General features: G+C 65.8%; 18 protein-coding genes. 8 read left to right on the plus strand and 10 right to left on the minus strand.

The genetic code is table 11. The annotated features are described in order from the left end of the window. Positions 1 to 2 precede the first annotated feature (2 nt). The 6 genes from KLP42_RS13320 to KLP42_RS13345 are packed head-to-tail and all read right to left on the minus strand — an operon-like array spanning position 3 to position 7,590. Complete coding sequence (locus KLP42_RS13320) at positions 3 to 1,121, minus strand: CgeB family protein (protein ID WP_215567235.1); 1,119 nt, start codon at positions 1,119 to 1,121, stop codon at positions 3 to 5. Beyond that, a complete protein-coding gene (locus KLP42_RS13325) occupies positions 1,118 to 2,209 on the minus strand; it encodes a CgeB family protein (RefSeq protein WP_215567236.1) in 1,092 nt (363 codons plus the stop codon). Before KLP42_RS13325 ends, KLP42_RS13320 begins: the two co-directional genes overlap by 4 nt. Then, the gene (locus KLP42_RS13330) at positions 2,206 to 3,336 is read right to left on the minus strand and encodes a CgeB family protein (protein ID WP_215567237.1); all 1,131 of its coding nucleotides are present in this window, start codon (positions 3,334 to 3,336) and stop codon (positions 2,206 to 2,208) included. Before KLP42_RS13330 ends, KLP42_RS13325 begins: the two co-directional genes overlap by 4 nt. Before the next feature lie 2 nt (positions 3,337 to 3,338). After that, positions 3,339 to 4,454: a glycosyltransferase family 4 protein gene (locus KLP42_RS13335; RefSeq protein ID WP_252192975.1), complete on the minus strand. Its 1,116-nt coding sequence runs from the start codon at positions 4,452 to 4,454 to the stop codon at positions 3,339 to 3,341. Continuing rightward, the gene (locus KLP42_RS13340; protein WP_215567238.1) at positions 4,451 to 6,487 is read right to left on the minus strand and encodes an NAD-dependent epimerase/dehydratase family protein; all 2,037 of its coding nucleotides are present in this window, start codon (positions 6,485 to 6,487) and stop codon (positions 4,451 to 4,453) included. The genes KLP42_RS13335 and KLP42_RS13340 overlap by 4 nt, the downstream gene beginning before the upstream one ends. After that, on the minus strand, positions 6,484 to 7,590 hold the full coding sequence (locus KLP42_RS13345; RefSeq protein WP_215567239.1) for an NAD-dependent epimerase/dehydratase family protein: 1,107 nt from the start codon (positions 7,588 to 7,590) through the stop codon (positions 6,484 to 6,486). Before KLP42_RS13345 ends, KLP42_RS13340 begins: the two co-directional genes overlap by 4 nt. Before the next feature lie 413 nt (positions 7,591 to 8,003). Between KLP42_RS13345 and KLP42_RS13350 the strand changes: the two genes are divergently transcribed. From KLP42_RS13350 to KLP42_RS13375, 6 genes are all read left to right on the plus strand, one after another. After that, on the plus strand, positions 8,004 to 8,921 hold the full coding sequence (locus KLP42_RS13350) for an MDR/zinc-dependent alcohol dehydrogenase-like family protein (RefSeq protein ID WP_252192984.1): 918 nt from the start codon (positions 8,004 to 8,006) through the stop codon (positions 8,919 to 8,921). After that, positions 8,918 to 9,937 (plus strand): Gfo/Idh/MocA family protein, encoded by a 1,020-nt coding sequence (locus tag KLP42_RS13355; protein ID WP_215567241.1) that lies wholly within the window; start codon positions 8,918 to 8,920, stop codon positions 9,935 to 9,937. The genes KLP42_RS13350 and KLP42_RS13355 overlap by 4 nt, the downstream gene beginning before the upstream one ends. A 102-nt stretch (positions 9,938 to 10,039) precedes the next feature. After that, positions 10,040 to 10,279, plus strand: coding sequence for a hypothetical protein (locus tag KLP42_RS13360; RefSeq protein WP_215567242.1), 240 nt, complete (start codon positions 10,040 to 10,042; stop codon positions 10,277 to 10,279). A gap of 225 nt (positions 10,280 to 10,504) precedes the next feature. Then, positions 10,505 to 11,191 carry a fumarylacetoacetate hydrolase family protein gene (locus KLP42_RS13365; RefSeq protein WP_215567455.1) on the plus strand — a complete coding sequence of 229 codons (687 nt, stop codon included), beginning with the start codon at positions 10,505 to 10,507 and terminating at the stop codon, positions 11,189 to 11,191. A 49-nt stretch (positions 11,192 to 11,240) separates the two neighbouring features. Further along, positions 11,241 to 11,768 carry a gamma carbonic anhydrase family protein gene (locus tag KLP42_RS13370; RefSeq protein ID WP_215567243.1) on the plus strand — a complete coding sequence of 176 codons (528 nt, stop codon included), beginning with the start codon at positions 11,241 to 11,243 and terminating at the stop codon, positions 11,766 to 11,768. Beyond that, on the plus strand, positions 11,765 to 13,018 hold the full coding sequence (locus KLP42_RS13375; RefSeq protein ID WP_215567244.1) for a GGDEF domain-containing protein: 1,254 nt from the start codon (positions 11,765 to 11,767) through the stop codon (positions 13,016 to 13,018). Before KLP42_RS13370 ends, KLP42_RS13375 begins: the two co-directional genes overlap by 4 nt. A 21-nt stretch (positions 13,019 to 13,039) precedes the next feature. Here KLP42_RS13375 and KLP42_RS13380 read toward each other — a convergent pair whose 3' ends face one another. From KLP42_RS13380 to KLP42_RS13390, 3 genes are read right to left on the minus strand one after another with little or no spacing between them, the layout of a single operon-like run. After that, on the minus strand, positions 13,040 to 13,444 hold the full coding sequence (locus KLP42_RS13380) for a Fur family transcriptional regulator (RefSeq protein ID WP_215567245.1): 405 nt from the start codon (positions 13,442 to 13,444) through the stop codon (positions 13,040 to 13,042). After that, positions 13,441 to 14,268: an iron chelate uptake ABC transporter family permease subunit gene (locus KLP42_RS13385; RefSeq protein ID WP_215567246.1), complete on the minus strand. Its 828-nt coding sequence runs from the start codon at positions 14,266 to 14,268 to the stop codon at positions 13,441 to 13,443. The genes KLP42_RS13380 and KLP42_RS13385 overlap by 4 nt, the downstream gene beginning before the upstream one ends. Continuing rightward, positions 14,261 to 15,214, minus strand: a complete 954-nt coding sequence (locus KLP42_RS13390) for an ATP-binding cassette domain-containing protein (RefSeq protein WP_502941304.1) — start codon at positions 15,212 to 15,214, stop codon at positions 14,261 to 14,263. The genes KLP42_RS13385 and KLP42_RS13390 overlap by 8 nt, the downstream gene beginning before the upstream one ends. 104 nt (positions 15,215 to 15,318) lie before the next feature. Between KLP42_RS13390 and znuA the strand changes: the two genes are divergently transcribed. Beyond that, complete coding sequence (gene znuA, locus KLP42_RS13395) at positions 15,319 to 16,353, plus strand: zinc ABC transporter substrate-binding protein ZnuA (RefSeq protein ID WP_215567248.1); 1,035 nt, start codon at positions 15,319 to 15,321, stop codon at positions 16,351 to 16,353. Between the two features lie 90 nt (positions 16,354 to 16,443). Continuing rightward, positions 16,444 to 17,649 (plus strand): zinc metallochaperone GTPase ZigA, encoded by a 1,206-nt coding sequence (gene zigA / locus KLP42_RS13400; protein WP_215567249.1) that lies wholly within the window; start codon positions 16,444 to 16,446, stop codon positions 17,647 to 17,649. 56 nt (positions 17,650 to 17,705) lie between these two features. Here the strand turns inward: zigA and KLP42_RS13405 are convergent, their stop codons facing one another. After that, complete coding sequence (locus KLP42_RS13405; protein ID WP_215567250.1) at positions 17,706 to 18,044, minus strand: RcnB family protein; 339 nt, start codon at positions 18,042 to 18,044, stop codon at positions 17,706 to 17,708. Between the last annotated feature and the right edge of the window lie 160 nt (positions 18,045 to 18,204).

Genomic DNA, 18,204 nt, shown 5'->3' on the forward strand with positions numbered 1-18,204 from the left:
CCTTAGGCTGAAACTTGCTGAAGTCTGGTCTGCGGACCGGCGGCCCCGTCAGGCAGGGCGGCAATCGCGCTGGCGAGTTCGTGCGCCCGCACAAGGCCGGTATGGCCCTCGAGAACGATGCGCCGCGCCGTCTCTCCCAGCCGGCGGCGTTCCTCCTCATCGGTTCTTGCAAGCGCGCGCACCACATCGTCCGGCCCCTGCGCAATCACGATCGCCCGGCCGGCAGGAAACAGATCCTCAAGGCCTCGCCAGCGATCGCTGATGATCGGGGTGGCGCAGGCCGCTGCCTCGAACAGCCGCACGCTCGGCGACCAGCCGGCGGCGATCATGTCGGCGCGGGTCACGTTGAGGGTGAAGCGCTGCCGGCTGTAGAAGCCCGGATGCGCCTCGGGCGGCAGATGGTCGATCCGCTCGACATTGTCGGGCCAGTCGATCCCGGCCGGATATTGCGGCCCTGCCACAACGAACCGCAGATGCGGCAGCCGCCTCGCCGGCTCGATCAGCAGCGCTTCCAGCGTCGGCTGCCGGTCGGGACTGTAGGTGCCGAGATAGCCGAGATCCCAGCGGCAGGCTTCGCCGGTAGCCCCGTAGCGATCGGCATCCACGGAACAATAGAGCGCAAGTGCCCGGCGCGCACCGTATTGCCGCTCCAGGCGGGTCAGCACCTCGCCGCCCGAAAACGAGAAACAGGCATCGAACAGCGGGATCTGCCGGCGGGCCAGATAATCCTCCTCGCCCCGGTCAAGGCCGGCGAGCGTCACCGGCGTGTCAATGTCGTAGAAGCACAGCCGTCGTGGCCTGAGCGCCGACAGCCTGTCGATCAGCGCGACGCCATCCGGCACGTAGGAGCCGACGATCACGGCATCGGCCTGCCGCAGCGCCTCGCCATGCTGCGCAAGCATCGCGTCGATCTCGGAATAATAGGCAAGATCGCAGAAATCCGGATCGGCAAGATCGCGGTGCGCGGCATACCAGGGAACATCCCGCTCCAGGAACAGCACCCTCTTGCCATTGGCGCGGAGGCCGCGGATCAGGGCGCGGTAGGTTGTGGCGTGTCCATTGCCCCAGGAGGAAGACAGGCTCAGCCCGAGGATGACGATGTCAGGGCGTGCATGGCTCATTCGGCAGCCTCCCGGGCGGCACCGGCGCGGGCGCGGAGGATGGCGTCCACCGCCTCGGCCCGTCGCTCATAGGTGTGTTCGCGCAGCACGCGGGCCATGGCCTTTCTGCCGATCGCCTCGGCCCGCTCCCGGCTGAGGTTGCCGAGGATCTCGGCGACATCCTGACCGTCGCGCGCGACGAGGATCTCTTCGCCCGGCTGGAGAAACAGAGCGATCCCCTCCCAGAAATCCGTGATCAGGCAAGCCCCGGCACCGGCAGCCTCGAACACGCGCGTGGCCGGCGAAAAGCCGTTCTCCGCCATGCTTGCGCGGGAAATGTTCAGCACCGCCTTCGGCGTGACGTTGAAGGCGTTGTGATCGCGGGTGGACACGTGGCCGACATAGGCAATGTTGTCCGGCTTCGGCTTGTCATCCCAGCCCGAACCGCCCAGCAGGAATTTCTGCCCCGGCAGGCGGGCGGCGGGCTCGAGGAAGAACTGCTCGACGCGCGCCTCGCGGTCGGGAAGCCGGTTGCCGAGAAAGCCAAGATCGGCGGCATAGCGCGCATCCGGCGGCACCGGGTGATGCGTGTCGGGATCGAGCGCATTATAGACCGGGATGCATTCGGCCGCGCCGAGGCTGCGATAGGCGCCGACCACCGGATCGCCGCCGCCATAGGTGAGAACGAGATCGAGGGACGGCAGGGCCGCACGCAAGGGGTGCTGCGGATGGGCCCGCAGTTCCCCAAGCGTGGCGGGGGCATCGACATCCCAGAAGATCGTCAGGGCGTCCGGGCGGGCATGCGCCAGCACCTGATCCAGCAGCAGATCATCCTCGAAGCCGACGCCGCTCGCCTTCACCACGATATCGGCCTTCGCCGCTTCCGCCGTTACCTGCATCAGGGCCTCGACGGTACCGGGATAGACAACCACGCGGCACCAGTCGGGCGGGTCGATGTCGCGGTTCTTCTGACGGTCATAGACATCCGGTTCGTAGAAGGTGATCTCGTAGCCTCTTTGCGCCAGCGACCGCAGCAGGCCGCGGTAATAGGTGGCGGCACCGTTCCAGTAGGCGGAAACGAGGCTTGATCCATAAAAGGCGATCTTCATTCGGCGGCCTCCGGCGTGTTGATCTGGCGCGTCACCCGGTCGGTGCCGCAGGCCAGAAGGATCGAGAAAAGCTCATCGACCCGGTGGCGGCAGGTGTGCCGGGCCTCGATGGTCGCAAGGCCGGAGACGGCCAGCGAGCGGGCAAGTTCAGGATCGGACAGCACGTCGCGCAGCAGTCGCGTCATTTCCTCGCCGCTGCCTGCCACGAGATAATCGCAGCCCGGCCGGAAAAGCCGCTCGGCATCCTCCCAGGGGGCGGATACCAGCGGTATGCCGCAGGCAAGCGCCTCGAAGATACGGATGGTCGGTATGCCCGGCAGGTTCTCGACATAGGGACGCCGCGGGACATGCACCGTGACCCGGTGACGGGCAAAGGCCAGCGGCGCCTCGGCATTGGCAATCCAGCCGCCATAAGCGATGCCGGCCTTACTCAGCGCCTCAAGGGCATGGTCGGGATAGCGCACGCCGCGCACGCAGGTCGTGAGCCCCAGTGCGCGCGACGGGCGCACCAGAAATTCCATGAGTTCGGCCGAGCGCTCGTCATCGCCCCAGTTGCCGATCCAGATCAGATCGCCGGTCCTTTCGATCTCCGGGTGGGGATGAAACAGCGCGGTGTCGGCGGCCTCGTGCCAGGTGAAGACGCGACTGCCCCAGCCGGCCTTCCGGTAGCGCTGCCGCAGGGTTTCTCCGAAGGCCAGCACCGCGTCATAGTCCGCAAGCATCAGGCCGGCGATGTCCTCCTCCGCCGAGACGGCGCGATGATGGGTATCGTGGAACAGCAGCGTGAAGCGCCCGCCATCGCGGCGCGCGCGGCCCAGCCGCTCGACAAGCGCCGGCTGCGTCCATTCGTGAACGACGACGACATCGGCATCGGCCACCGCCTGCTCGTGGTCGAAGCCGTCCGCATAGATTTCGGAGCGGAAACCGGGAAAGGTCTCCCGGAACCGGTCGAGCGCGGCGGGTCCCTGATCCCTGACCAGATTGTCGCGCGACCAGGAAACGGCAGGCTCCAGCGCCACCGCCTCGTGGCCGCGACGCATCAGGTCGCGCATCACGCCGCGCAGGAAATGAGCGTTGCCGTGGTTCCAGTCGGAAACCAGCGAATGGGTGTAGAAGACGAACTTCATGTTTACTCCGCAGCACCGAGGACGGGTGTTGATGACAGGAGGCGCCGGTAGAGATCGACCAGCGCGCCGGATTGCGCCTCGACGGTGAAGCGTTTCGAGGCTTCGAGCGCCCGAACGGCCAGATGACGACGCAGGCCGGCATCGCCTGCCAGACGGTTGATGGCGCCGGCGAAAGCGGAAGGCTCGCGCGGATCGGCGAACAGGGCCGCGCCCTCCCAGAGTTCGCGATAGGTCGCAATGTCGGCCAGCACCAGGGCGCAGCCGCAGCGCGCCGCCTCCAGCGCGGCAAGCCCGAAGGGCTCGTAAAGCGATGGCGAGACGAAGATCGCGGCGCGGCGCATGTGATCCAGCACATCGCCATGGCTCATTTCCGCGCGGCCCTGCGCATGACGCAGCGCCAGATGCTGGCCGTTCGGCCCCAGCGTGGCGCCGGCCATCACGACGGGCCAGACGGTCTCGGCAGCCGCCGCATCGAGGACGGCGCCGTTCTTGCCCTCGTCCCACCAGCGACCGGCAGCAAACACCATATCCTGCCTGTCGCCGGAGGACGGCGGCACCGGGCTCGCATTGCAGACGACTTCCAGGCGGGCGATCGGGCCATAGACCCGGCGCAGCAGTTCGGCATGGCTGCGGCTCGGGCTGAGCACGAGATCGGCCGCGGCAAATCCCCTGGCGTTCCGCTCCATCTGCCAGCGCCATGCGGAAGGCACATCCTGGCCGCGCACCGCGCGGAACCAGCTGCCGACGCAGGAATGCGACACGACAACCACCGGAACCGGCAGGTCGAGATCGACCGCCTGGGACGGCAGATTGAGGTGGAGGAGATCCACCCTCTCCTGCCGCACGAGGTCACGCAGGATCGCCGGCACCGGCTGCAGTTCCTCCTCCTGCTCGACCATCCAGTCGAGCGGCGCCTCGCACCAGACGAGCCTGCCGATTTCCTCCGCTTCCCGCGACTGCCTGTCGGAGGGACGGGGACCGAAGCCGGCAAACACCGTCTCGATGCCGCTCAGTCGCAGCGCCGCGGCAAGGTCCATGGCATAGCGCCAGACGCCGCCGACGGCATCCACGGTCATCAGCAGTCGCAGGCCCGGCGCGGATTGCAGGGACAGTTTCATGCGGACACCCTCCGCCGTTCCGGATGAAGCCCCTCGCCACCGAAGCGATGCTCCGCCAGCCACTGCGCCAGATGCCGCAAGCCGCTGTTCCAGCGCACCCGCGCCCGCCAGCCGAGCGCCTGTTCCAGCTTGCGCGTATCGGCCACGAAATAGAACTGATCGCCGGCCCGCCAATCGCCGAACCGTGTGTCCACCGGTCGCCCGGTGAAAGCCGCGATTTCGGCGAGCACCCGGCGAATGCTGACAGCATTCTGCGGACCGCCGCCGAGATTGAAGACGCTGCCGCTCACGCCCTCGATGTTGGAGAGCACGAGACGATAGGCCGCAACGGCATCATCGACATGCAGGACATCGCGCACCTGTTTTCCGTCGCCATAGATGGAGATCGGCTCGCCGGACAGGGCACGGATCAGGAAATGCGCCACCCATCCCTGGTCCTCCGTACCGAACTGGCGCGGTCCATAGATGCAGCTCATGCGCAGAACCGCCGTCTGCAGGCCGAAGGACTTGGCGTAGTCGAGCACATACTGGTCGGCCACGCCCTTCGAGCAGCCATAGGGCGTGCAGAAGTCGAGCGGACGGCCCTCGCCGATGCCGTTCAGCCGGATGGCCGCATCCGCCGGCACGTACTGGTCCTCGGTCTCCAGCATCGCCAGATCCTCGAGCGCGCCATAGACCTTGTTGGTGCTGGCAAAGATCACCGGAGCATTGCGGCCCGCCTTGCGCACCGCCTCAAGCACATTGATGGTGCCGCGGGCATTGGCCTCGAAATCGTCGAGCGGATGAACGAGGCTGGTGGTAACGGCCGTCTGGGCCGCGAGGTGGTAGACCGCCTTGGCATCCGCAAAGGCGGCTTCGATACCGCGCAGGTCCCTCACATCGGCGAGTGCCGGATGCACGCGGCTGCCATGCCGCTCCATCAGCCAGGCAAGGTTCTGGTCGACGCCGGGACGGCCGAGATTGTCGATGATGACCACATCCTCCCCGTCGCGCAGCAGGCTGTCGGCAAGGTTCGAACCGATGAAACCGCTGCCGCCGGTGATGACAACCGGGACGGCACCCGAGGCGAGATGCGGCGCGGCCAGCCGGGTCACCTCCTCCAGCCGCGACACACCACCTTCCATCAGCAGCCGGGCAAGCAGCTTCGGCTGGCCATCATGGGTGACCGCCCCCAGATGGTAATGGCGCGGATCGAACCACAGGCCTTCCTGCACCGGAATGTCCGGCGCCACGTCGGACCAGGCATACCAGTAGAGGCGGTCGGCGGCGACATTGAGCGCCTTGACGAAGCGGCGGGCCTGTTCGACCTCGTCCTTGCGCCAGGTCGAATAGCCGGTTTCGGTGATCCACACCTCCGCATCCGGATTGTGACGGTCGAGGATCCTGCGCATCTCGCCAAGATGCATGTCCCAGCCGCCCCAGGTGCCCTCCTCGCTGTCCCATGTGCCGGGAAAGCCGTGGAAACCGACAGCATCGACCACGCTGAGCACGCCGCGTTCGCCCATCAGGTTCAGCCAGAAGGGATCGAAGGGGCAAGGCCCGCCGAGCACCGGCTTCCAGCCGCGATGCTTCGCCCAGTAGGCCGCGCCGCCGACCATCTCGCAAAACAGCTGGAAATCGCCGTCCTCGCGCCAGTCCCAGTCGAGCAGGTTGTTGGGCTCGTTCCACAGTTCGATGTGCCGGAAATGGTGGCCGTAGCGGCTGAGAACGTGATCGACGAAATCCGCGTAGGATTTCAGATCCCTCGGCGGCCCCGAGGCACGGCCCGTGCGCGACATCGACGGCGGGGTGTAGTGGATGCAGGGCAGGAGGTCGATCTCCCTGCCGAGCCGCGGGATCAGCCAGTCGAACCAGGCCTCGCCACCGGGCGCCAGGTATTCGGCCCAGGAGAGATGGGTGCGCAGATAGCTGGCGCCACCGGCCAGAAGCTCCGGCAGGACGCGCTCCGCCCGCTCGTATTCGCCCGGACGAAACCACTCGACGAAGCCATAGGACCGTGCGGAGGAAGTTTCGGGGCTTGCGCCTCTGCTCATGATACCAGCCCCCTTTCCTCCAGCTGCCGCTTCATTTCCGCGGCCCGGTCGATGGCACCGGTGGTGCGGACCCAGTCGACGAAGGGGCCGAGCGAGGTTTCCAGCGGATGTGCCGGTTCAAAGCCCAGGAGTTCGCGGGCCTTGGAGATATCGGCAAAGCAGTTGCGGATATCGCCCGAGCGCGCCTTGTTCATGATGTCGGGCATGATCTCCGGCAGGCCCATGGCATCCGCCAGCAGGCTGGCGACATCCTTGATCGCATAGGCGCGGCCGCTGCCGATATTGATGACGTGGCCGGAGGCTGCCGGCTTTTCCAGCGCCAGGCGGAAGGCGCGCGCCACGTCCCGCACATGAACGAAGTCGCGCCGCTGGTTGCCGTCCTCGAAGATCATCGGCGGCTGATGGTTGGCCAGCCGCGCCGCGAAATTGGCCAAAACGCCGGTATAGGGGTTGGAGAGGGCCTGGCCGGCACCGAACACGTTGAACAGCCTGAGCGCCACGGCATCGACGCCATAGGCTTCGGCGAAGATCAGCACCTGCCGCTCCTGCGCATACTTGGTAAGGGCGTAGATGGAGGCAAGGTCGACGGGCTTTTCCTCGTCGGTCGGAACGCAGGAAAGAGCGCGTCCGTCCGGCGAGCGTGGATCCCACTGGCCGAGCTTCACCTGTTCCGGCCGGCGGCGGACGAAGGCCAGCGGCTCGCCATCCGGCGTCGTGTAGCGTCCCTCACCATAGACGCTCATCGACGAGGCAACGACGATGCGGCTGATCGGACGCCCGATCATCGCCTCGAGAAGAACGGCGGTGCCGAGATCGTTGCCGCCGACATAGCGGGCGATCTCGTACATGGACTGGCCGACACCGACTTCGGCGGCAAGATGGATGACGCCATCCACCCCGTCCAGCGCCTTTTCCACTGCATGCCGGTCGCGCACATCGCCTCGCAAAAGCTCCGCCGCCTCCGGCAGTCTGGCCTCCGCATCGCCATGAACCTGATCGATCATGGCATCGAGAACACGCACATCGTATCCGTTATCGAGAAGCTCTTCCGTCACATGGCGGCCAATAAAGCCGCAGCCACCTGTCACTAATATCCTCGCCATGGTAACCCTCTCTTTACGCAGATGCTCAGTCGTATCGGGGGGGCGAACCGGGGCAGGCGGCAAATGTTCCTTCTTCTATGGCATCTTTTTCATCCATGTCTTCATCAATGACATCCACGCGGCGGCCGCAGGCAGCTTGAGCCGCGCCCTTCGCCGCGCTCCCGACCCGACGCGCCGCCGGCGGAAGGCAAGGCCGCCTTGCGCGGCCCTCGCCCCCCCCGCACCTCGGCACGGACCTGTGGCGCGATGCTTCTTCATCATCTTCTTTCACATCCCATGGAACACTTCTTGTTCTTCCCGGTTCGCGCCTCTGATCCCGACAGATGTTCCGGAGGACAGACATGGATTTCACCACCCAGACCGGCACGAGGCAGCTCGTCTCGGTCATCATTCCCGCTGCCGGCCAGATTGCCATGCACCGCACGCCGCTGCGGACGCCCGAGCCTGGCGAGGTGCGCATCCGGCTGGAAGGCTCGGGCGTCTGCGCATCCAACCTGACGCCCTGGGCTGGCCCGGACTGGATGACCTTTCCGACCGAACCGGGCGGGCTGGGCCACGAAGGCTGGGGCCGGGTGGACGCCATCGGCGACGGAGTGGACACGGTGACGGTAGGCCAGCGGGTGGCGGCGCTCAGCTATCACGCCTATGCCAGCCATGACTTTGCACCGCAGGAGATGGTCGTGCCGCTGCCGGCTGCACTCGACGGCGAGCCCTTTCCGGGCGAACCGCTGGGCTGCGCGATGAACATCTTCCGGCGGGCCGAGATCCGCGCCGGCCAGACGGTGGCGATCATCGGCATCGGCTTTCTGGGCGCGCTGCTGACCCAGCTGGCCGCGAAGGCCGGCGCGCGGGTCATCGCGATTTCCCGGCGCGCCGCCTCTCTCGAGGTGGCCACCCGGATGGGGGCGGCCGAAACCATCGCGATGGATGACCACTGGCGCATCATCGACGTGGTGCGGGGACTGACGGACGGACAGTTCTGCGACCGGGTGATCGAGGCGGTCGGCCAGCAATGGCCGCTCGACCTGGCCGGGGAACTGACCCGGGAACGCGGCCGTCTGGTGGTGGCAGGCTACCATCAGGACGGACCGAGGCAGGTCAACATGCAGCTGTGGAACTGGCGCGGGCTCGACGTGATCAATGCGCATGAGCGCGATCCTGCGGTCTATATCGAGGGCATTCGCGAGGCCGTGCAGGCCGTGGCCGACGGGCGCCTCGACCCGTCTTCCCTCTATACCCATCGCTATCGGCTCGATCAGCTCGACCGGGCCCTCGACGACACCCGCGACAGACCCGGCAATTTCCTCAAGGCCCTGGTGATCGCCCCATGAACATTCTTGCCCATCCCACCGCGGTCAAGACCGCGCGTCTCGGCTTTCTCGGTGTCGGCTGGATCGGCCGACACCGGATGCAGGCCATGCTGGAAACCGGCCATGTCGAGGCCGTCGCCCTTGCCGATCCGTCACCGGAGATGGCGGCGGCCGCCGAAAGCCTCGCCCCGGACGCCCGGGTGGTGGCCGATCTCGACGCCCTCCTGGCGGAAGGACTGGACGGCGTGGTGATCGCCACGCCAAGCGCGCTGCATGCCGGACAGGCGATCCGTGCGCTTGAGGCCGGGGTTGCGGTCTTCTGCCAGAAACCGCTGGGGCGCAGCGCCGCGGAAGTGGCGACCGTCGTCGAGGCGGCGCGGGCAAGCGACCGGCTGCTCGGCGTCGACCTCTCGTACCGGGAAACAGAGGCGATGCAGCGCATCAAGGGCCTGCTCAACGGCGGCGAACTGGGAACGGTGTTCGCCGCCGAGCTGACCTTCCACAACGCCTATGGGCCGGACAAGCCGTGGTTCTACGACAGGACGCTGTCCGGCGGCGGCTGCGTGGCGGATCTCGGCGTCCACCTTGTCGACCTTGCGCTGTGGGCACTGGATTTCCCGCAGGTCGAACAGGTGTCGAGCTGCCTGCTGGCAGGCGGGCAGCCGGTCGACGCCGGCTCCTCCATGGTCGAGGACTATGCGGTGGCGACGCTGACGCTTGCCGGCGGCACCGTCATCCGCCTGGCCTGTTCCTGGCGGCTGCAGGCGGGATGCGATGCCATCATCAATGCCAGCTTCTACGGCACGCAGGGCGGTGCATCGCTGCAGAACGTCGATGGCTCCTTCTACACGCTGACCGCCGACCGTTTCCAGGGCACGACGCGCGAGCTGTTGGCCGGCCCGCAGGACGACTGGGGCGGCAAGGCGGCGCAAGCCTGGGTCCGGCAGCTGGTGCAAAGCCCGGCCTATGACCGCGACTGCGCGCACCTGATCGACGCTGCCGGGGTGCTCGACCGCATCTACGGCCGCACGGACTGAGCCGGCGCGCGACGGCCGGACCGGAATGTTTCGGAGGATGCGGGAACTTCGCTCCCGCCTTCCGGTTTGGCGCCGGCCCCCATGAAGAAGCGGAACCCGACGATGGCAAAAGACAGCGACCTGATCAGCAGAAGCCGGCTTCCGGGCTGGGTCATCCGGTCGCTGCAGGCCGGCGGACTGCAGCGTCTGGGCGATGTGGCCGCAATGCCCGACACGCAATTGCTCAAGCTGGCCGGTATTGGACCGCGTGCGCTTGGCCTCATCCGCGCCGAGATCGATCGGTGGGGCTCCTCGACACCCCCTCCCGATGCAGGCAAGGGCAAAGACCATTCGCACGCCTGACTGGCTGACGATGGAGGACCTATCGAGCAGGCGCCGCCATGCGGCCCGTCTGCCGCCAGCGCTTCGCCGCACATCTGCGTGAATCCGCCATCCCGCCTTGCCTGCCGTCCGCCTTCCAGCCCACACGGGATTGCTCCCGCACGAAAAACGAGACAGAATCGGAACACTGTTCTAGGGAAGACGACGAATATTCATCAGCGCATGAAGGACGCCGCCATGGCCGCACTGCCCGTCACCGTCATTCCCGCCCCTCTGCCCGTGACACTGCCGGTGGCCGGATCCGACGCGGCATTTCCGGTGCGCCGGGTCTATTGCGTGGGCCGCAACTATGCCGATCATGCAATCGAGATGGGGCATGATCCCTTGCGCGAGCCGCCCTTCTTCTTCCAGAAGAACCCCGACAATCTGGTAACCGACGGGCACTTCCCCTATCCGCCGCTGTCCAGCAACGTGCATTTCGAGGTGGAGCTGGTGATGGCGCTGCAGGCCGGCGGCAAGGACATTGCGGCCGAGCAGGCGCTCGACTGCGTCTGGGGCTATGGCGTCGGCATCGATTTCACCCGGCGCGACCTGCAGGACGGGCTGAAGAAGGCCGGTCGCTCCTGGGAGGCCGCAAAGGCGTTCGAAGCATCGGCCCCCGTGTCCGCTCTGGTTCCGGCCGCCATGATCGGCCATCCGCAGCAAGGGGCGATCTGGCTTGATGTCAACGGCGCGCGCAAGCAGTCGGGCGACCTCAAGCAGATGATCTGGAAACTGCCGGAGATCGTGGTAGAACTTTCGAAGCTCTTTACGCTCGCCCCCGGCGATATCATCATGACCGGAACGCCGGCCGGCGTCGGGCCGATCCAGCGCGGCGACATCCTGTCCTGCGGGGTGGAAGGTGTCGCGACGCTTGATGTGCGCGTCGTGTGACGCAAGCGGTGCTACGGGGCGAAGCTGGATCGCAAGGGGGGAGAGACGCATGCCGCTTTATGCCTTGGGGGAGTTTTCACCGAAAACGCCGGCTCCCGACCGTTTCTGGCTGGCCCCCGGCGCGCATGTCGTAGGCAAGGTGGAGATCGGGGAGGATGTCGGCATCTGGTTCGGCGTGACGATCCGCGGCGATAATGAGTGGATTACCATCGGCGCCGCCACCAATATCCAGGAAAACACGGTGATCCACACCGACTGGGGTTTCCCCACCACGATCGGCGCCGGATGCACCATCGGCCACGGCGCCATCATCCATGGCTGCACGATCGGCGACAACTCGCTGATCGGCATGGGGGCGACCGTGCTGAACGGCGCGAAGATCGGCCGCAACTCGTTGGTCGGGGCCAATGCCCTGATCACGGAAGGCAAGACCTTTCCCGACAACGCCCTCATCGTCGGCGCGCCGGCCAAGGTGGTGCGGATGCTGGATGACGAGGCGGTCGAGCGCCTGCGGCTTTCGGCCGAAAACTACAGCGCCAACTGGAAGCGCTTTGCGGCGGATCTGACCCCCCTATGACGCAACACGCCCTGACTCGCCTGACTGCGCAAGAGGATACCGCCTGCCCGGACGGCGCAGTGCTCGCGCCGCTCGTCGAACAGCATCTTGCCGGCCCCTGGTGGCGGCTTCGCTTTCGCGAACCGCTGGAGAGCACCTACCAGAACCATATCGCCCGGCAGAAATGGCTGCAGACAAATATCGGCGGCGGGCTCTGTCTGTTGATCTTCAACACGGGCCTCTATCTCGACTATCTGGCAAATCCGGAAAAGATCTGGCTCTTCGTCGTCCTGCGCGTCATTGTGGTCACCATTCCCTGCGCGCTGCTGTTCTGGTTCACCCGCCGCATCGACAACCACCGGCTCCGCGATGGCATGGTGGCTGCCGCCATGCTGCTGATCGGCATCGTCTTCAACATCGTAATGGTGATGCGCGGCGCGCCGCCGCCGCAGGTCGCCTTCAGCCTGGCGCTGCTGGTGGTCGTCACCAACATCGTTCTTCAACTGCCGCTGGCGATGGCGACTGCCACAAGCATGGGTGTGCTTGCGGTCACCGGCCTCTTCCTGGTCGGCTTTGCGACGGTGCCCCTCACCGCCGCGCCTCATCTCGCGCTGATCTTCGTCGCCGTCACCGGCATCATCACGCTGGTCGCCAATTCCCGGCTCGACAAGGCCCTCAGGCGCCTTTACCTCGTGCTGCTGCGGGAACAGCTGCGCGGCGAGGAGGTACGGCGCGAAAACCGCGACCTCAGCACCATCTCCTATACCGACACGCTGACCGGCATCGCCAATCGCCGCCGTCTGGACGAGACGATGCAGCGCGCCTGGGCGGATGCGCAGACATCCGAAGCGCCGCTGGCGCTGCTGATCATCGATATCGACCATTTCAAGCGCTACAACGATACCTATGGCCATCCGGCAGGGGATGCCTGCCTGAAATGCGTGGCGGAGGCCGTGTCCGGTTCGATCCGGTCCGGGCGCGATCTTGCGGCCCGCATGGGCGGCGAGGAATTTGCCGTACTGCTGGAAGATTGCGACGACGACACCGCGCGGCGGGTGGCGGAGCGCATCCATGCGGCGCTGCAGGACGGCACATCCTCCGCGGCGACCGGCCATTTCGCCGATCCCGTCACCGTCAGCATCGGCCTTGCGGTGGCCTATCCGTTCAGCGGCGGCACCATCGGGGAATTCATCACCGCAGCCGACAGCGCGCTCTACCTCGCCAAGCAGAGAGGACGCAACCAGACATGCGCGGGAGCAGCCGCCGCATGATGGCGGCCGCCACATGCGACATCAGCCGGCGCAGGCGCTGCAGAGGCCACGCAGTTCGATTGTCGTCTTTTCCGCCTTGAACCCCTTCAGCCGGGCAAAGCTTGCCAGCCGCTCGTCGATGGCATGATCATGGAACTCGCTCACCTGACCGCAGCTTTCGCAGATGGCAAAGGCGACGGTGCCGTGATGGCGGCAGCAGGCTTCCGCGGTGTGCGAGCAGGCCACGAAGGAGTTCAGGCTTTCCAGCCGGTGGACGAGCCCGAGTTCGAGAAGCTTTTCCAGCGCCCGATAGACCTGAAGCGGAGCGCGGAAACCGTGGTCGCGCAGCTTGTCCAGAATGGTGTAGGCGCTCATCGGGCCTTCGGCGCGCGTCAGCGCGTCAAATACCAGCGCCTGGTTCTTGGTGAGGTTCAGCGGTGCGCTCATCGGCGTTCTCCGTCAAGCTTCGCGGTCTGGGCAAGCCCCCTGCCGAAGGACGGCAGCAGGCTGACGATGAAGAGGACAAGGGCCGCCACCACGATCGACGGGCCGGAGGGCGTGTCGGCCTGCAGCGAGGCGAACAGGCCGCCCACCACGGCAAGCGCGCCAAGCAGCGAGGCGAACACCGCCATGCGTTCGGGGCTCGGCGAAAAACGGCGCGCCGTGGCGGCGGGAATGATCAGCAGCGCCGTGATCAGCAGGATTCCGACGATCTTCATGGCAATGGCAATCACCAGCGCCATCAGCAGCATGAAGAACAGCCTTGCCCGGTCGGGGTTCAGCCCCTCCGCCTCGGCGAGGTCCTGGCTGACGGTGGAGGCAACCAGCGGCCGCCACAGCAACACGAGGCAACCGACGACGAAGGCACCGCCCAGCCAGATCAGCAGGATGTCAGCCGTGGTGACGGCGAGGATATCGCCGAACAGGAAGGCGATGAGATCGATGCGGACCCAGGACATGAAGGCCACCAGCACGAGACCGATGGCCAGCGTGGAATGGGAGAGGATGCCGAGCAGCGAATCCGCCGACAGCCCCTGCCGTCGCTGCAGGAAGAGCAGCAGAAGCGACACCGCCACCGCCACGCCGAACACGCTGACGAGCAGGTTGATCTCGAAGAACAGCGAGAGCGCCACCCCGAGCAGGGCCGAATGGGCCATGGTGTCGCCGAAATAGGCCATGCGTCGCCAGACGACGAGGCAGCCGAGCGGGCCCGTGGTGAGCGCGAGACCGATGCCGGCCAGCAGCGCGCGGATGAAGAAATCGTCAAGCATGGCGATGCGCCTCCCCGGCCCCGGCGTCCCGGTCACCGTGATGCGCATGATCATGGTGATGCACATGCTCATGGCAATCGCCATCGGCATGCACATGGCTATTGCCATCAGCATGCACATGTGAATGGGCGTGATCATGGCCCGCGCCATGATGATGACCGTCATCCGGGTGGCAATGATCGGTGATGCTGCCGTCTTCGTGCAGCACGCGGCCATCGGGCAGGTGCGTGTGATCATGCCGGTGGCTGTAAAGCGCAAGCCCACCGCCCGCGGCACCGAACAGGCGACGATAATCGTCGCTCTGGCTGACGGCTGCCGGCGTTCCGCGGCAGCAGACGTGGCCGTTCAGGCAGACAACCGTATCGGTGCCGGCCATGACCATGTGCAGATCATGCGAGATCATCAGGATGCCGCAGCCGGTGCGGTCGCGGATCTCGCCGATCAACCCGTAGAGCGCCGTCTCGCCGGCAAAGTCGACGCCCTGCACCGGTTCATCCAGCACCAGAAGGTCCGGCTTGCGGGCCATGGCGCGGGCAAGCAGCGCCCGCTGGAACTCGCCGCCCGAGAGATGCTGCACCTCGGCCCTGCGCAGATGGGCGATCCCGACGGCATCCAGAGCCGCAGTCAGATCCCGCTCCGCAAGCCGGGCGGTGAGATGCATCAGACGCTCGACGGTCAGCGGCATGGTCCAGTCGATGGAAAGCTTTTGCGGCACATAGCCCACGGCAAGGGCATCCGCGCGCTGCACCGAACCTTCGTCCGGCCGCAGCACGCCGATCGCGAGCTTGGCGGTGGTGGATTTTCCCGCGCCGTTCGGTCCGATCAGCGTGACGATCTCGCCGCGCGCAATGGTGAGATCGACGCCACGCACCAGCCAGCGCCCCTGCCGGCGGATGCCCGCATTGGCAAGCGATACCAGCGTTTCCGGGCGGGCGGGCGAAAGCATCAACATCAAATTTCCTGCTCTGGTGTTGCCCTCTGCTATTACACACGTTATAGCGTAACACAATCGATGTAATAACATAACACCAACATTCAAGGAGCGACCGGATGAGAACGCCCGCCGCCATCCTCCTCGCCTCGGCAAGCCTGCTCGCGGCAACCGTGGCCCATGCCGCACCCGACGTCGTCGTGTCGATCAAGCCCATCCACTCGCTGGTGGCTTCCGTCATGCAGGGCGTGGCCGAACCCAAGCTCATCGTGGATGGCGCAGCCTCCCCCCATACCTATTCCATGAAGCCGTCCAATGCGAAGGCCGTGGCGGACGCCGACGTGGTGTTCTGGGTCGGGCCGAGCATGGAAGCCTTCCTCGACAAGCCGCTCGACGCGCTTGGCGGCAAGGCCATGGTGGTGGCGCTGGGCGATGCACCGGGGCTCGAAAAGCTCACCTTCCGCGAAGGTGGCCCCTTCGAGGCACATGATGACGGCGACGAGCATGATCATGCCGAGGCGCATGGCCATGAGGACCACGATCACGCCGCCGAGGAAGCGCATGACGAGCATGCCCACGACGAGCACGGGCACTCCGATCATGAGCACGAAGCGCATGGACACAGCCATGAAGGCTTCGACACGCATCTGTGGCTCGATCCGGAAAATGCCAAGGCCATGGTGAAGGAGATCGAGACGCGCCTGGTGGCCGCCGATCCGGCCAATGTGGCGGTCTACACCCGCAACACCCTTGCCCTGCTGAAGCGCATCGACGCCATGGATGCCGAGATTGCCGCAACGGTGGCACCGGTCAAGAACAAGCCCTTCATCGTCTTCCACGATGCCTATCAGTATTTCGAGCACCATTATGGGGTGAAGGTGGCGGGCTCCATCACCGTCAGCCCGGAAACCGCGCCCGGCGCGGAACGACTGAAGGAAATCCAGGCGAAGATCGCCGGGCTTGGCGCAACCTGCGTGTTTGCCGAGCCGCAGTTCACGCCGAAGCTGATCAATGTCGTGACCGAGGGCACCAGCGCCAAGTCCGGCGTGCTCGACCCCGAAGGCGCAACGCTGAAGGCCGGCCCGGAGCTTTATTTCGAGCTGATGAGCAATATCGCCACCTCGCTCAACGACTGCCTCGGCAAGGACAGCTGATCCACGCTTCCCGGCAATCCCGGACAAGGCGGCTTCGACCGCCTTTTTCCGGACCTGATGATGTAATGTTATAACAATAAGGATTTCGACATGGACAACCGGCTTCCCGTCACGGTTCTCTCCGGCTTCCTCGGTGCCGGCAAGACGACGCTTCTCAACCACATCCTGACCAATCGCGACGGCCTGCGCGTTGCGGTGATCGTCAACGACATGAGCGAGGTCAACATTGATGCCGCGCTGGTGCGCGATGGCGGCGCCGAGCTTTCCCGCACCGAGGAACAGCTGGTCGAGATGACCAATGGCTGCATCTGTTGCACGCTGCGCGACGACCTGCTGAAGGAGGTGCGCGCCCTCGCCGACCAGAAGCGCTTCGACTACCTGCTGATCGAATCCACCGGCATTGCCGAACCGCTGCCGGTTGCCGCCACCTTCGAATTCCGCGACGAGAACGGCGACAGCCTATCCGACGTCGCAAGGCTCGATACGATGGTAACGGTGGTGGATGCCGCCAACCTCCTGAAGGATTACGGCTCCGCCGACTTTCTGGCCGACCGTGGCGAGACGGCCGGCGACGGCGACAACCGCACCCTGGTCGATCTTCTCGTCGAACAGATCGAATTCGCCGACGTGGTGGTGCTCAACAAGGTCTCGACCGCCACGGCGGAGGAACGCGCCGCGGCGCGCGCCATCGTTGCCGGGCTCAACCCCGACGCCCGCATCATCGAGGCGGATTTCGGCCGTGTCGCCTCGGGCGATATCCTGGGAACCGGCCGTTTCGACTTCGCAAAGGCCGAGACGCATCCCTTGTGGTTCAAGGAACTGCACGGTTTCAAGGAGCATGTCCCGGAAACCGAGGAATATGGCATCCGCTCCTTCGTCTACCGGGCCCGCCGGCCCTTCGATCCGGCCAGGCTGCACGCCTTCATCAACCAGTCATGGCCGGGCGTGATCCGCGCCAAGGGCTTCTTCTGGCTGGCGACGCGCCCCTACCATGTCGGCGAGATCTCGCAGGCCGGCGCCCTGATCCGCACCCAGAAGCTCGGCCTGTGGTGGGATGCCGTGCCGCGCGAGCAATGGCCGCAGGATCAGGGCTTCCGCAACGGGCTGGCCCGCTATCTCGACCCGGTCTGGGGCGACCGCCGGCAGGAAATCGTCTTCATCGGCGCCGATCCGATGGACGAACAGTGGATCCGCAACCATCTCGACATCTGCCTGCTGCCCGCCGACCGCTTCACGCCGGACCGCTGGCGCGACCTGCCGGACCCCTTTGCCAGCTGGAACAGGCAGGCTGCCTGAGCGCATGAAAATGGCCGCCGGCATGACCGGCGGCCCGATGGGATGACAGTCCGGCGTCAGCGTCCCGACACGATGCTGGCGATGATGCCGCTTGCGGCGCCGATCAGCAGGAACTGGTTGTCGACGCGCACCCACTGGTAACCACGCGGCGGCGCGGAGAGGCGATAACGACGATAGTCACGCACTTCGGCGAGGCGCGCCCGCTCGGCCCGGCTCAGTCTGTGGCCCTTCTTCCAGTGCGGCTCACGGACAATCACCGTCTTCTTCTTCTCGATCACGACCGGGCGCTCGACAGGCCGCTGCCGATCGCGATCGGGGCCGCGAAAATCCTGCGCTCCGGCCACCGGTGCAGCGAGAATGGTAGCGGCGGCCAGAAGGGAAAGAATGGTCTTCATCGGATGTCTCCTCGTTCTTTACAGCCTGACGCTAGGCCGCAACGACTGAACGCCAGATGAACCGTCGCATTACAATTCAGCAATGAAATGAGAGGCATGGATGCAATTCCTGATTCCATTCCTCATCGACCTGAATCCGTTTCTCAACAAAATGGCCCGG

This window comes from Rhizobium sp. CSW-27, assembly GCF_018760785.1.
Taxonomy (GTDB): Bacteria; Pseudomonadota; Alphaproteobacteria; order Rhizobiales; family Rhizobiaceae; genus Neorhizobium.

What these genes read in the sequence shown, in the direction of transcription:
- KLP42_RS13330 (WP_215567237.1), bottom strand. Translation starts at nt 3,336, where the DNA reads ATGAAGTTCGTCTTCTACACCCATTCGCTGGTTTCCGACTGGAACCAC.
- KLP42_RS13375 (WP_215567244.1), top strand. Translation starts at nt 11,765, where the DNA reads ATGACGCAACACGCCCTGACTCGCCTGACTGCGCAAGAGGATACCGCC.
- KLP42_RS13405 (WP_215567250.1), bottom strand. Translation starts at nt 18,044, where the DNA reads ATGAAGACCATTCTTTCCCTTCTGGCCGCCGCTACCATTCTCGCTGCA.
- zigA (WP_215567249.1), top strand. Translation starts at nt 16,444, where the DNA reads ATGGACAACCGGCTTCCCGTCACGGTTCTCTCCGGCTTCCTCGGTGCC.
- KLP42_RS13390 (WP_502941304.1), bottom strand. Translation starts at nt 15,214, where the DNA reads ATGCTTTCGCCCGCCCGCCCGGAAACGCTGGTATCGCTTGCCAATGCG.
- KLP42_RS13350 (WP_252192984.1), top strand. Translation starts at nt 8,004, where the DNA reads ATGCACCGCACGCCGCTGCGGACGCCCGAGCCTGGCGAGGTGCGCATC.
- KLP42_RS13380 (WP_215567245.1), bottom strand. Translation starts at nt 13,444, where the DNA reads ATGAGCGCACCGCTGAACCTCACCAAGAACCAGGCGCTGGTATTTGAC.
- KLP42_RS13360 (WP_215567242.1), top strand. Translation starts at nt 10,040, where the DNA reads ATGGCAAAAGACAGCGACCTGATCAGCAGAAGCCGGCTTCCGGGCTGG.
- znuA (WP_215567248.1), top strand. Translation starts at nt 15,319, where the DNA reads ATGAGAACGCCCGCCGCCATCCTCCTCGCCTCGGCAAGCCTGCTCGCG.
- KLP42_RS13385 (WP_215567246.1), bottom strand. Translation starts at nt 14,268, where the DNA reads ATGCTTGACGATTTCTTCATCCGCGCGCTGCTGGCCGGCATCGGTCTC.
- KLP42_RS13355 (WP_215567241.1), top strand. Translation starts at nt 8,918, where the DNA reads ATGAACATTCTTGCCCATCCCACCGCGGTCAAGACCGCGCGTCTCGGC.
- KLP42_RS13340 (WP_215567238.1), bottom strand. Translation starts at nt 6,487, where the DNA reads ATGAGCAGAGGCGCAAGCCCCGAAACTTCCTCCGCACGGTCCTATGGC.
- KLP42_RS13320 (WP_215567235.1), bottom strand. Translation starts at nt 1,121, where the DNA reads ATGAGCCATGCACGCCCTGACATCGTCATCCTCGGGCTGAGCCTGTCT.
- KLP42_RS13370 (WP_215567243.1), top strand. Translation starts at nt 11,241, where the DNA reads ATGCCGCTTTATGCCTTGGGGGAGTTTTCACCGAAAACGCCGGCTCCC.
- KLP42_RS13345 (WP_215567239.1), bottom strand. Translation starts at nt 7,590, where the DNA reads ATGGCGAGGATATTAGTGACAGGTGGCTGCGGCTTTATTGGCCGCCAT.
- KLP42_RS13335 (WP_252192975.1), bottom strand. Translation starts at nt 4,454, where the DNA reads ATGAAACTGTCCCTGCAATCCGCGCCGGGCCTGCGACTGCTGATGACC.
- KLP42_RS13325 (WP_215567236.1), bottom strand. Translation starts at nt 2,209, where the DNA reads ATGAAGATCGCCTTTTATGGATCAAGCCTCGTTTCCGCCTACTGGAAC.